The 12421-nt window shown below is 61.5% G+C and carries 11 protein-coding genes; all 11 read left to right on the top strand.

The features are described 5' to 3' along the window. Window positions 1-13 precede the first annotated feature (13 nt). Window positions 14-1162 (top strand): NADH-quinone oxidoreductase subunit E, encoded by a 1149-nt coding sequence (locus OU993_RS00055; protein ID WP_268153802.1) that lies wholly within the window; start codon window positions 14-16, stop codon window positions 1160-1162. A gap of 10 nt (window positions 1163-1172) precedes the next feature. Then, complete coding sequence (nuoF, locus tag OU993_RS00050; RefSeq protein ID WP_268153800.1) at window positions 1173-2477, top strand: NADH-quinone oxidoreductase subunit NuoF; 1305 nt, start codon at window positions 1173-1175, stop codon at window positions 2475-2477. A gap of 6 nt (window positions 2478-2483) precedes the next feature. Further along, window positions 2484-3281 carry a 5' DNA nuclease gene (locus OU993_RS00045; RefSeq protein ID WP_268153798.1) on the top strand — a complete coding sequence of 266 codons (798 nt, stop codon included), beginning with the start codon at window positions 2484-2486 and terminating at the stop codon, window positions 3279-3281. 66 nt (window positions 3282-3347) lie between these two features. Further along, window positions 3348-5429: an NADH-quinone oxidoreductase subunit NuoG gene (gene nuoG / locus OU993_RS00040; protein WP_268153796.1), complete on the top strand. Its 2082-nt coding sequence runs from the start codon at window positions 3348-3350 to the stop codon at window positions 5427-5429. Window positions 5430-5442: 13 nt separating this feature from the next. Beyond that, window positions 5443-6486: an NADH-quinone oxidoreductase subunit NuoH gene (gene nuoH / locus OU993_RS00035; protein ID WP_268153794.1), complete on the top strand. Its 1044-nt coding sequence runs from the start codon at window positions 5443-5445 to the stop codon at window positions 6484-6486. Window positions 6487-6522: 36 nt separating this feature from the next. Further along, window positions 6523-7014, top strand: coding sequence for an NADH-quinone oxidoreductase subunit NuoI (gene nuoI, locus OU993_RS00030; protein WP_268153792.1), 492 nt, complete (start codon window positions 6523-6525; stop codon window positions 7012-7014). A 137-nt stretch (window positions 7015-7151) separates the two neighbouring features. Continuing rightward, window positions 7152-7766: an NADH-quinone oxidoreductase subunit J gene (locus tag OU993_RS00025; RefSeq protein ID WP_268153790.1), complete on the top strand. Its 615-nt coding sequence runs from the start codon at window positions 7152-7154 to the stop codon at window positions 7764-7766. Window positions 7767-7790: 24 nt separating this feature from the next. Then, window positions 7791-8099, top strand: a complete 309-nt coding sequence (nuoK, locus tag OU993_RS00020; RefSeq protein ID WP_165220304.1) for an NADH-quinone oxidoreductase subunit NuoK — start codon at window positions 7791-7793, stop codon at window positions 8097-8099. Between the two features lie 7 nt (window positions 8100-8106). Continuing rightward, entirely contained in the window at window positions 8107-10107 is a 2001-nt protein-coding gene (gene nuoL / locus OU993_RS00015) for an NADH-quinone oxidoreductase subunit L (RefSeq protein WP_268153785.1), read from the top strand. Next, the gene (locus OU993_RS00010; RefSeq protein ID WP_268153783.1) at window positions 10107-11618 is read left to right on the top strand and encodes an NADH-quinone oxidoreductase subunit M; all 1512 of its coding nucleotides are present in this window, start codon (window positions 10107-10109) and stop codon (window positions 11616-11618) included. Before nuoL ends, OU993_RS00010 begins: the two co-directional genes overlap by 1 nt. 18 nt (window positions 11619-11636) lie before the next feature. Further along, window positions 11637-12421, top strand: a 785-nt coding sequence (locus OU993_RS00005) for an NADH-quinone oxidoreductase subunit N (protein WP_268153781.1), incomplete at its 3' end; no start/stop codon positions are given.

The raw sequence follows: 12421 nt of genomic DNA, 5'->3' as shown, positions 1-12421 counted from the left end.
GGCGTGAGAAAGAATGTCCGTTCGTCGACTAGCCGAAGATCAGTTCCAGCCGGCCGCTTTTGCCTTCACTGCGGATAACGCAGCCTGGGCCGAAGCGACGATCCGGAAATACCCGGAAGGTCGCCAGCAATCGGCGGTCATCCCGCTGCTCATGCGTGCGCAGGAGCAGGACGGCTGGGTGACCCGCGCGGCGATCGAATTCGTCGCCGAAAAGCTGTCGATGCCCTATATCCGCGTGCTGGAGGTTGCCACCTTCTACACGCAGTTCCAGCTGAAGCCGATCGGCACGAAGGCTCACATCCAGGTGTGCGGTACAACGCCGTGCATGCTGAGAGGTTCCGAAGCGCTGATGGAAGTCTGCAAGCGCAAGATCCATCACGATCCCTTCGAGCGTAACGCGTCGGGCACGCTGTCCTGGGAAGAGGTCGAATGTCAGGGCGCCTGCGTCAACGCGCCGATGGTGATGATCTTCAAGGATGCCTACGAGGACCTGACGCCGGAGCGTCTCGAAGAGATCATCGACGCGTTCGAGGCAGGCAAGGGCGCTGAGGTCAAGACCGGCCCGCAGGTCGATCGTCACACGTCTGCACCGGAAGGTGGCCCGCTGACGCTGCTCGAAGAGGTGAAGCCGGTTCGCACAAACCTCGAGGTTCAGCCGGAAGCTCCGGCCGCCGCGGTGCCGCCCGCCGATGCCGCACGTCCGAAGGACACGGCTGCCGAGACCAATCCGGCGGTGAAGACACCGGCAACCGCACCGGCTGCGGCAGAAGCCAATGCCAGGGCTGCCGAAGCAGGCCCGCTGTCCGGCACCAAGGCCTCCGATCCGGATCCGAAGGCGCCCGGCAGCACCGCGGAAGGCGCTCCGGTGAAGGTCTCGCTTGACGATCCGTCGCGCCCGCAGGCCATCGAGAAGCCGGCGGTTGTCGATGACCTGAAGCTGATCTCCGGCGTCGGCCCGAAGATCGAAAATACGCTGCACGAACTCGGCATCTACACCTTCGCACAGGTTGCGGCCTTTACGCCGGAACAGTCGGCCTGGGTGGACAGCTACCTGAAGTTCGGCGGCCGCATCCAGCGCGATGACTGGATCCGCCAGGCCGATGCGCTCGCGCGTGGCGGTGAAGAAGAATATATCCGGGTTTTCGGCAAGAAGCCGCGGTAAGAGGTGAGACATGCTTAAGGATCAGGATCGCATCTTTACCAATATCTACGGCCTCAAGGACAAGTCCGTGAAGGGCGCCATGAGCCGTGGCCATTGGGATGGAACCAAGCAGATCATCGAAAAGGGCCGCGACTGGATCATCAACGAGATGAAGGCCTCCGGTCTTCGTGGCCGTGGTGGTGCAGGCTTCCCGACGGGCCTGAAATGGTCCTTCATGCCGAAGGAAAGCGACGGTCGCCCGCATTACCTCGTCGTCAATGCGGATGAGTCGGAGCCCGGCACCTGCAAGGACCGCGATATCATGCGCCACGATCCGCACACGCTGATCGAAGGCTGCGTGATTGCCGGTTTCGCCATGGGTGCGCATACCGCCTATATCTATGTGCGCGGCGAATACATGCGCGAACGTGAAGCCCTGCAGGCGGCGATCGACGAATGTTACGAGGTCGGTCTCCTCGGCAAGAACAACAAGTGCGGCTGGGATTTCGACGTCTACGTCCATCACGGCGCCGGCGCCTATATCTGCGGTGAAGAAACCGCGCTGCTGGAAAGCCTGGAAGGCAAAAAGGGCCAGCCGCGCCTGAAGCCGCCGTTCCCGGCCAACATGGGTCTCTACGGCTGCCCGACCACGGTCAACAACGTCGAGTCGATCGCCGTTGCCCCGACCATCCTGCGTCGCGGCGCCTCGTGGTTTTCGTCCATCGGCCGCGCCAACAATGTCGGCACGAAGCTGTTCATGGTCTCCGGTCACGTCAACAAGCCCTGCACCTTCGAAGAGGCGATGGGCCTGTCGTTCCGCGAAATCATCGAGCGCCACTGTGGCGGTATCCGCGGCGGCTGGGACAACCTGCTCGGCGTCATTCCGGGCGGCGCATCCTGCCCGGTCGTGCGTGGCGAAGACATGGCCGATGCGATCATGGATTTCGACGGCATGCGCGAGGTGAAGTCCTCGTTCGGCACCGGCGGCATGATCGTGATGGACAAATCGACGGACATCATCAAGGCGATCTGGCGTATCGCGGCTTTCTTCAAACACGAAAGCTGCGGCCAGTGCACGCCGTGCCGTGAAGGCACCGGCTGGATGATGCGTGTTCTGGAGCGCATGGTGAAGGGCAACGCGCAGAAGCGCGAGATCGACATGCTGTTCCAGGTTTCCAAGCAGATCGAAGGACACACGATCTGTGCTCTGGGTGATGCGGCCGCATGGCCGATCCAGGGCCTGATCCGCAACTTCCGTCCGGAGATCGAACAGCGGATCGACCAGTACACCGCCCGTGCGACCAGCGAAGGCGCGGTACTCGAAGCAGCGGAGTGACAACCGATGGCAGGTGACGCAGGCAAGACTGGTGCGGATCAATCGACGGAGAAATCGTCGATCGGATTTTCTCTGCCCTTTGCCGAGCGCGCGCCGGCCAATCCGATGGAAGTCATGGCGGTGGCAACGGCAGCCGGCATGGCACTCACCACCCAGTTCGCCAATGCCTTTTTCGGCATGATGCAGGCGGCCATGGACGCAACGGGCAAGCCGGCACGCGCCGAAAGCCCGGCAGCGCCGGTCGTGCAGGTGGCCGAGACGGTCAAGGCAGAGGTGAAACCGGAGCCGGTGGTGGTCGCAAAGGCGGCGGCGCCGGTGGCGGAGGCAAAACCGGCAGTCGCCGCAAAGCCTGTCGCCACGCCGGTGGCAAAGGTGGCGAAACCGAAGCCCGCGGCGAAAGCCGTTGCGGCGACGGACGAAAAGCCTGCGGTGAAGGCCAAGGCCGCGAAAGCGGCTCCGGTTGCAAAGGCAAAGGCCGAGCCGGCAGCGGCGAAACCTGCCGCGGCTGGCAAGACGGCAAAGGCTGGCAAGGCGACAGCGGCTCCTGTGGCGGAAACGCCTGCGCCGGTCGCCGCAAAGCCTCAGCCGCGCAAGAAGGCAGCAAAGGCCGCCGACGATCTGAAGAAGATCTCCGGCATCGGTCCGAAGCTCGTCGAAATGCTGGGTGGCATGGGTGTGACCCGTTTTGCGGAGATCGCCGCCTGGACGGACAAGGATGTGGAGCATTTCGACCGCGAGCTCGGGCTCGATGGCCGTATTGCGAAGGACAATTGGATCGCGCAGGCCAAGGCCCTGCTGCGGTGACGGAATGTGTCGCTGGTCTCTTCCGGTGGAAGAGGGCAGGGGACTGGAAACAGGACGTAAGTGACGATGGTTAAGCTCAAGGTAGACGGCAAAGAGATCGAGGTTCCGGATCACTTCACGCTGTTGCAGGCGTGCGAGGAAGCTGGTGCCGAAGTTCCGCGCTTCTGTTTCCATGAACGCCTGTCGGTGGCCGGTAACTGCCGCATGTGTCTGATCGAGGTGAAGGGTGGCCCGCCGAAGCCGGCAGCCTCCTGCGCCATGGGCGTACGCGACATCCGTGGCGGGCCGAATGGCGAGCTGCCGGAAGTCTACACCAACACGCCGATGGTCAAGAAGGCGCGCGAAGGGGTGATGGAGTTCCTGCTCATCAACCACCCGCTGGATTGCCCGATCTGCGACCAGGGCGGCGAGTGCGACCTGCAGGACCAGGCCATGGCGTTTGGCATGGACGCCTCCCGTTACACGGAAAACAAGCGCGCGGTCGAAGACAAGTATATCGGCCCGCTCGTCAAGACCGTGATGAACCGCTGCATCCACTGCACGCGCTGCGTCCGTTTCACGACGGAAGTCGCCGGCATTTCCGAACTCGGCCTGATCGGCCGTGGTGAGGATGCGGAAATCACCACCTATCTCGAACAGGCGATGACCTCCGAGCTGCAAGGCAACGTCATCGACCTCTGCCCGGTCGGCGCTCTGACCTCGCGTCCCTTCGCTTTCACCGCCCGTCCGTGGGAACTCGGCAAGACCGAATCGATCGACGTCATGGATGCCGTCGGCTCGGCAATCCGCGTCGATACCCGTGGCCGCGAAGTCATGCGCATCATGCCGCGCGTCAATGAGCAGGTGAATGAGGAGTGGATCTCCGACAAGACCCGTTTCATCTGGGATGGCCTGAAGACCCAGCGTCTGGACCGGCCTTATGTGCGCCGCGACGGTCGCCTGCAGCCGGCCACCTGGGGTGATGCCTTTGCCGCGATCAAGGCTGCAGTCTCCGCAACGACCGGCGCTCGCGTCGGCGCGATTGCCGGCGACATGGCCTCGGTCGAGGAAATGTATGCCATGAAGGAACTGCTGACCGCCCTCGGTTCACAGAACATGGATTGCCGCCAGGATGGTGCCAAGCTCGACCCGTCGCTCGGTCGCGCTTCCTACATCTTCAACCCGACCATCCAGGGGATCGAAGATGCCGACGCACTGCTTCTGATCGGCGCCAACCCGCGCTTCGAAGCTGCCGTCTTGAACGCCCGCATCCGCAAGCGCTGGCGCCGTGGCACCCTGCCGGTCGGCGTGATCGGCGAAGCGTCTGACCTGCGTTACACCTATGAGTATCTGGGTGCTGGCGCCGATACGCTGAACGACCTGGTGAATGGCTCGAACAGCTTCGTCGAGAAGCTGCGTGCTGCGAAGAAGCCGATGATCATCGTTGGTCCGGGCGCGCTCGTGCGCGAAGACGGCGACAGCATTCTGGCTGCGGCAGCAAACCTTGCCGAATCGGTCGGTGCGATTGGCGAAGAGTGGAACGGTTTCGGTGTGATCCACACCGCAGCTTCCCGCGTCGGTGGCCTGGATCTCGGTTTCGTGCCGGGTGCCAACGGCGCCAATGCCGCCACCATGCTGCGTTCGATGGACGTGCTCTTCCTGCTCGGCGCCGACGAGATGGAATTCTCGTCCAAGCACGCAAAGTTCACCGTCTACATCGGCAGCCACGGCGATGCCGGTGCGCACAATGCCGACGTCATCCTGCCGGGCGCTGCCTATACGGAAAAGTCGGGCACCTGGGTCAACCTCGAAGGTCGCGTCCAGATGGGCAACCGCGCCGGTTTCGCACCGGGCGAGGCCCGTGAGGAATGGGCGATCCTGCGTGCGCTATCCGACGTGCTCGGCAAGAAGCTGCCCTTCGATTCGCTCTCGCAACTGCGCCAGAAGCTTTATGCGGCCTATCCGCATTTCCGCGAGCTGGACGAGATTGCGCCGGGCACCGCCGACCAGATTGCCACGCTCGCCAAAAAACCGGTGAGCATGGCGAAGTCCGGGTTTGCGTCGCCGGTCAAAGACTTCTATCTCACGAACCCGATCGCACGTGCTTCGGCCGTGATGGCGGAATGTTCTGCGCTGGCCCGCAACAACTTCAAGGCTGCGGCAGAGTAAAGGCTGAAATAACATGGACTCTTTTTTCTTGACCTATCTCTGGCCGGCGATCGTCATGATCGGTCAGTCCCTGTTGCTGCTGGTCTGCCTTCTGGTCTTCATCGCCTACATTCTTTTGGCTGACCGCAAGATCTGGGCTGCCGTTCAGCTGCGCCGCGGCCCGAACGTCGTCGGTCCCTGGGGTCTGTTCCAGTCCTTCGCCGACCTTCTGAAGTTCGTCTTCAAGGAGCCGATCATCCCGGCCGGCGCCAACAAGGGCGTCTTCCTGCTGGCGCCGCTCGTCTCCGTGACGCTTGCGCTCGCCACCTGGGCGGTCGTGCCGGTGAATGAAAACTGGGTGATCGCCAACATCAATGTCGGCATCCTCTACGTCTTCGCGATCTCCTCGCTCGAAGTTTACGGCATCATCATGGGTGGCTGGGCGTCGAACTCCAAATATCCGTTCCTCGGCGCGCTGCGCTCTGCGGCACAGATGGTCTCCTACGAAGTCTCGATGGGCCTCATCATCGTCACCGTGCTGCTGACGGTCGGTTCGTTGAACCTCTCGGACATCGTCCTGGCGCAGAAGGATGGCATCGGCACCATGCTCGGCCTGCCGAACACCTTCCTCGACTGGAACTGGCTCGTGCTCTTCCCGGCCATGGTGATCTTCTTCATCTCGGCGCTGGCAGAAACCAACCGTCCGCCCTTCGACCTTCCGGAAGCGGAATCGGAACTTGTCGCCGGCTTCATGGTCGAATATGGCTCGACCCCGTACATGATGTTCATGCTCGGTGAATATGCTGCCATCGTTCTGATGTGCGCGCTCACCACCATCCTGTTCATGGGTGGCTGGCTTCCGCCGGTGGATGTGTGGTTCCTGAACTGGGTACCGGGCATCATCTGGTTCATCCTCAAGGCCGGGTTCGTCTTCTTCATGTTCGCCATGGTGAAGGCCTTCGTTCCGCGCTACCGCTACGACCAGCTGATGCGTCTCGGCTGGAAGGTCTTCCTTCCGCTGTCGCTCGTCCTGGTCATCGTGACTGCATTCGTTGTCAAGCTGACGGCTGGCGCCTAAAGGGGCGCCGCCTGCCGGCTGAAGTGGAGAATAACAATGGCAAGTCTGGCACAATCCGTCAGTTCGCTGTTTCTGAAGGAGTTCGTCGGGGCGTTTTTCCTGTCGATGCGCTACTTCTTCAAACAGAAGGCCACCATCAACTACCCGTTCGAAAAGGGCCCGGTTTCCCCGCGCTTCCGCGGTGAACACGCGCTGCGCCGGTATCCGAACGGCGAGGAACGTTGCATCGCCTGCAAGCTGTGCGAAGCCATCTGTCCTGCCCAGGCCATCACCATCGAAGCCGGCCCGCGCCGCAATGACGGCACCCGCCGTACGGTGCGTTACGACATCGACATGGTGAAGTGCATCTATTGCGGTTTCTGCCAGGAAGCCTGCCCGGTCGATGCCATCGTCGAAGGTCCGAACTTCGAGTTCTCCACGGAGACCCGCGAAGAGCTCTACTTCGACAAGCAGCGTCTGCTGGACAATGGCGACCGCTGGGAACGCGAAATCGCGCGCAACATCTCGATGGATGCGCCGTACCGTTGATCGATTGACACTGCCGGCACCGGAGCCTCCTGTGCCGGACCGATATTGAAGCTTTGAACCTGGCCGGTGAAACCGACCGCCAGGTTTTGACGGTGAGGGGTTCTTGGCCTCACTGGGGAAGACGAAAAGGCACCACCATGGGTTTGCAGGCTGTTTTCTTCTATTTGTTCGCCTTCGTCGCGGTCGCGTCGGCGTTCATGGTCATTTCGGCCAGGAACCCGGTGCATTCCGTCCTTTACCTGATCCTGGTGTTCTTTAACGCCGCCGGTCTGTTCCTGCTGACGGGCGCCGAGTTCCTCGCCATGATCCTGCTCGTCGTTTATATCGGCGCCGTGGCAGTTCTCTTCCTCTTCGTCGTCATGATGCTCGACATCGACTTCGCTGAGCTTCGCTCCGGCATCCTGCAATATGCGCCGATCGGCGCACTGGTCGGGCTGATCGTGGCAGCGGAACTCATCATCGTCGTCGGTGGCAGCTTCATCACGCCGGAAGCCGCCAAGGCGATCACCATGCCGATCCCGTCGCCGGCCACCCGCACCAACACGGCGGCCCTCGGCGACGTGCTCTATACGAATTACATCTACTTCTTCCAGGTGGCAGGTCTCGTTCTTCTCGTGGCCATGATCGGCGCAATTGTGCTGACGCTTCGCCACCGGCAGCACATCAAGCGCCAGGACATTTCGAAGCAGGTGGCCCGCACGCCGGCCACCGCCGTCGAGGTGGTCAAGGTTAAGCCTGGCCAGGGTCTCTGAGCGCGCGATCAAGGAACAGCGAATATGGAAATCGGACTTTCTCATTACCTGACCGTCAGCGCCATTCTCTTCACGCTCGGCGTCTTCGGCATCTTCCTGAACCGGAAGAACGTCATCATCATCCTGATGTCGATCGAACTGATCCTGCTCTCGGTCAACCTGAACATGATCGCGTTCTCCTCCTTCCTGAACGATATCGTCGGCCAGGTCTTCGCGCTGTTCATTCTGACCGTCGCGGCTGCGGAAGCGGCGATCGGTCTTGCAATTCTGGTGGTCTTCTACCGCAACCGCGGCTCGATCGCGGTCGAAGACGTCAACATGATGAAGGGCTGATCAGGTCATGATCTACAAGGCTATCGTCTTTCTTCCCCTGATCGGCTTCCTGATCGCCGGCCTGTTCGGCCGTTCGATCGGCGCCAAGGCATCCGAATACGTCACCAGCGGCCTGATGATCATCGCCGCCATCCTGTCGTGGATCGTCTTCTTCGATGTGGCGCTCGGCCACAGTGAAAGCCACGAGGTGATCAAGGTCACCGTGCTGCGCTGGATCCAGTCCGGCGGCCTCGATTTCGAATGGGCCTTCCGCATCGATACGCTGACGGCGGTGATGTTCGTCGTCGTCAACTCGGTGTCGACGCTCGTTCACCTCTATTCGATCGGCTACATGCACCACGATCCGCATCGGCCGCGCTTCTTCGCCTACCTGTCGCTGTTCACCTTCGCCATGCTGATGCTGGTGACCTCCGACAACCTGGCGCAGATGTTCTTCGGCTGGGAAGGCGTGGGTCTGGCCTCCTACCTGCTGATCGGTTTCTGGTTCAAGAAGCCGTCCGCGTCTGCCGCTGCGATGAAGGCCTTCATCGTCAACCGCGTCGGCGACTTCGGTTTCGTGCTCGGCATTTCGGGTGTGTTCGTCCTCTTCGGTTCGATCAACTTCGAAACCATCTTTGCCACTGCCCAGACCTATCTGCCGGCGGAAGGCTCTGCCGATGCCGGCCAGGCCGTCATCAACCTCTTCGGCATGCAGCTCGACAAGGCGCATGCGCTGACCGGCGTCTGCCTGCTGCTCTTCATGGGCGCCATGGGTAAGTCGGCGCAGTTCCTGCTGCACACCTGGCTGCCGGACGCGATGGAAGGCCCGACCCCGGTTTCGGCCCTCATTCACGCCGCAACCATGGTCACCGCCGGCGTCTTCCTCGTCGCCCGCATGTCGCCGCTCTTCGAACTGTCGCCGGATGCGCTGACCGTCGTCACCATCATCGGTGCGATCACCGCCTTCTTCGCGGCCACCGTCGGCCTCGTGCAGAACGACATCAAGCGCGTCATCGCCTATTCGACCTGTTCGCAGCTCGGTTACATGTTCGTGGCGCTCGGCGTCGGCGCCTATGGTGCGGCCGTTTTCCACCTCTTCACGCACGCCTTCTTTAAGGCCCTGCTGTTCCTTGGCGCCGGTTCGGTCATCCATGCCGTTGATGGCGAGCAGGACATGCGCCACATGGGTGGTCTGCGCAAGCACATCCCCTATACCTTCTGGGCGATGACGATCGGCACGCTTGCGCTGACCGGCGTCGGTATCCCGGGCACGATGATCGGTTTTGCCGGTTTCTTCTCCAAGGATGTGATCATCGAATCCGCCTTCGCCTCGCATTCGGCGGTTGCCGGTTTCGCCTTCACGCTCCTGGTGATCGCAGCCCTCTTCACGAGCTTCTATTCGTGGCGCCTGGCCTTCCTCACCTTCTTCGGCAAGCCGCGCGCCTCCTCGGATGTCATGCACCACGTGCATGAGAGCCCGATGATCATGCTCCTGCCGCTCGCCTTCCTGACGGTCGGTGCGATCTTCGCCGGTGTCGTGTTCGAAGGTTATTTCTTCGGCCACCACTACAACGAGTTCTGGAAGGGCGCGCTGTTCACCGGCCCGCACAACGAGATCCTCGAAGAGTTCCACCACGTTCCGCTGTGGGTGAAGTGGAGCCCGTTCGTGGCGATGCTCACCGGTTTCGTGACGGCCTGGTACATGTATATCAAGTCGCCGCAGACGCCGAAGCGTCTCGCCGAAAACCACCGGATCCTCTACCAGTTCCTGCTCAACAAGTGGTACTTCGACGAACTGTACGATTTCCTCTTCGTCCGGTCCGCCAAGGCGCTTGGTAGGTTCCTCTGGAAAAAGGGTGACGTCGCCGTCATCGATGCCTACGGTCCGAACGGCATTGCCGCGCGCGTCGCAGACATCACCCGCGGTGTCGTGCGCCTGCAGTCCGGTTACCTTTATCATTACGCGTTTGCGATGCTGATCGGCATCGCAGCCCTCGTCACCTGGATGATGCTCGGGAGTTCCTTCTGATGACCGATTGGCCGATTCTCTCAACGGTCACCTTCCTGCCGCTCGTCGGCGTCGTTCTCCTGCTTCTGACGCGGGAAGACGGCCCCTTCGGCCGCCGGAATATCCTGAACGTTTCGCTTCTGACGACCGTCTTCACCTTCGTCGTGTCGCTGTTCATCTGGATCGGGTTCGACAATTCGAACCCGGGCTTCCAGATGGTCGAAAAGCATGAGTGGATGAACACTGGCATCGCCTATCACCTGGGCGTCGACGGTATCTCCATGCTGTTCGTCATCCTGACGACCTTCCTGATGCCCTTCTGCGTGCTCGCCAGCTGGGAATCGGTGGAGAAGCGCCTGAAGGAATACATGATCGCCTTCCTGCTTTTGGAAGTGGTCATGATCGGCGTCTTCGTGTCGCTCGATATCGTTCTCTTCTACGTCTTCTTTGAAGCGACGCTGGTGCCGATGTTCATCATCATCGGCGTCTGGGGCGGCAAGGACCGCGTCTACGCCTCCTACAAGTTCTTCCTCTACACGCTGCTCGGTTCGGTGCTGATGATGGTCGCCATCATGGCCATGTACTGGCAGGCTGGCACGACCGACATCACGGAACTGCTGAAGTTCGGTTTCCCCGCCGGTCTGCAAACCTGGCTCTGGCTCGCCTTCTTCGCCTCCTTTGCGGTCAAGATGCCGATGTGGCCGGTGCACACCTGGCTTCCGGATGCCCACGTCCAGGCGCCGACGGCAGGCTCCGTCATCCTGGCCGGTGTCATGCTGAAGCTCGGCGGTTACGGTTTCATCCGTTTCTCGCTTGCCATGTTCCCGCTGGCGTCTGACTACTTTGCGCCCTTCGTTTTCACGCTCTCGGTTCTCGCCATCATCTACACCTCGCTGGTCGCGATGATGCAGGACGACATCAAGAAGCTGATCGCCTATTCCTCGGTTGCCCACATGGGTTACGTGACGATGGGCATCTTTGCGGCCAACCAGCAGGGTATCCAGGGCGCCATCTTCCAGATGCTGTCGCACGGCATCGTGTCCGGCGCGCTCTTCCTCTGCGTCGGCGTGATCTATGACCGGCTGCACACCCGCGAGATCGCGGCCTATGGCGGCCTCGTCAACAACATGCCGAAATATGCCGTCGCCTTCATGGTCTTCACCATGGCCAATGTCGGTCTGCCCGGCACCTCCGGTTTCGTTGGTGAATTCCTGACGATCATCGGCGTCTTCCGCGTCAACACCTGGGTGGCGCTGTTTGCGGCAACCGGCGTGATCCTGTCGGCCTCTTATGCGCTGTGGCTCTATCGCCGCGTCATCTTCGGCGCGCTCGAGAAGGAAAGCCTGAAGGGCCTGCTCGATCTCAACACGCGCGAAAAGGTCATCCTTTATCCGCTGGTTGCTCTCACCATCTTCTTCGGCGTCTATCCGGCTCCCGTCTTCGATGCGACGGCAGCTTCGGTAGACCTGCTGATCAACAACTACTCCGCTGCCCTGCAGGCGGCCGGGAAACTCGCACTGCTGGTGCATTGAGACGGGACACGACTGGACATGACTGCTGAAATCCTGCTTGCGAGCCTGCAGATCTCGACGCCCGAGCTGATCCTTGCGATCGGCGCCCTGGCGCTCCTGATGATCGGCGTTTTCTCGGGCGACCGGTCGGCTCCGACGGTCACCGGCCTTGCCGTGGCGATCATGATCGCCGCGGGTCTCTGGCTCGTGTTTGTCCCGGCACAGGGCGAAGCCTGGGGCGGCGCCTTCATCCTCGATCCGTTCAGCCGCTTCATGAAGGTGATCGCGCTGGTCGGTTCCATCACCGCCATGGTGATGACGGTCGGTAATGCCCGTTCCGAACAGCTGGACCGTTTCGAGTTCCCGGTTCTGCTGGTGCTTGCCACCCTCGGCATGATGCTGCTGATCTCGGCCAACGACCTGCTCGCCGTCTACATGGGCCTCGAGCTGATGTCGCTCGCGCTCTACGTGGTCGCTGCGATCAACCGTGACAGCCTGCGCTCGACGGAAGCCGGTCTGAAGTATTTCGTGCTCGGCGCGCTCTCCTCCGGCATGCTGTTGTATGGCATGTCGCTGGTCTACGGTTTCACCGGCAATACCGGCTTCGACAACATCGCAGCCGTCTTGACCGCAGAAACCCGTTCGCTCGGCGTCGTTTTCGGCCTGGTCTTCATCCTCGCCGGTCTCGCCTTCAAGATCTCCGCCGTGCCGTTCCACATGTGGACGCCGGACGTCTACGAAGGTGCGCCGACGCCGGTCACCGCCTTCTTCGCCTCGGGTCCGAAGGTCGCCGCCATGGCCGTCCTCGTGCGCGTCGTCACCGA

Origin of the sequence: Rhizobium sp. SL86 (assembly GCF_026672545.1) — a bacterium.
Classification (GTDB): domain Bacteria; phylum Pseudomonadota; class Alphaproteobacteria; order Rhizobiales; family Rhizobiaceae; genus Neorhizobium.
Note: the sequence above shows the minus strand (reverse complement) of the source record. Positions and strands in the feature narration are given on the sequence as shown.

Coding starts and splice junctions, on each gene's coding strand:
- nuoL (WP_268153785.1), top strand. CDS start 8,107: ATGATCTACAAGGCTATCGTCTTTCTTCCCCTGATCGGCTTCCTGATC.
- OU993_RS00010 (WP_268153783.1), top strand. CDS start 10,107: ATGACCGATTGGCCGATTCTCTCAACGGTCACCTTCCTGCCGCTCGTC.
- OU993_RS00055 (WP_268153802.1), top strand. CDS start 14: ATGTCCGTTCGTCGACTAGCCGAAGATCAGTTCCAGCCGGCCGCTTTT.
- nuoF (WP_268153800.1), top strand. CDS start 1,173: ATGCTTAAGGATCAGGATCGCATCTTTACCAATATCTACGGCCTCAAG.
- OU993_RS00045 (WP_268153798.1), top strand. CDS start 2,484: ATGGCAGGTGACGCAGGCAAGACTGGTGCGGATCAATCGACGGAGAAA.
- nuoH (WP_268153794.1), top strand. CDS start 5,443: ATGGACTCTTTTTTCTTGACCTATCTCTGGCCGGCGATCGTCATGATC.
- nuoK (WP_165220304.1), top strand. CDS start 7,791: ATGGAAATCGGACTTTCTCATTACCTGACCGTCAGCGCCATTCTCTTC.
- nuoG (WP_268153796.1), top strand. CDS start 3,348: ATGGTTAAGCTCAAGGTAGACGGCAAAGAGATCGAGGTTCCGGATCAC.
- nuoI (WP_268153792.1), top strand. CDS start 6,523: ATGGCAAGTCTGGCACAATCCGTCAGTTCGCTGTTTCTGAAGGAGTTC.
- OU993_RS00025 (WP_268153790.1), top strand. CDS start 7,152: ATGGGTTTGCAGGCTGTTTTCTTCTATTTGTTCGCCTTCGTCGCGGTC.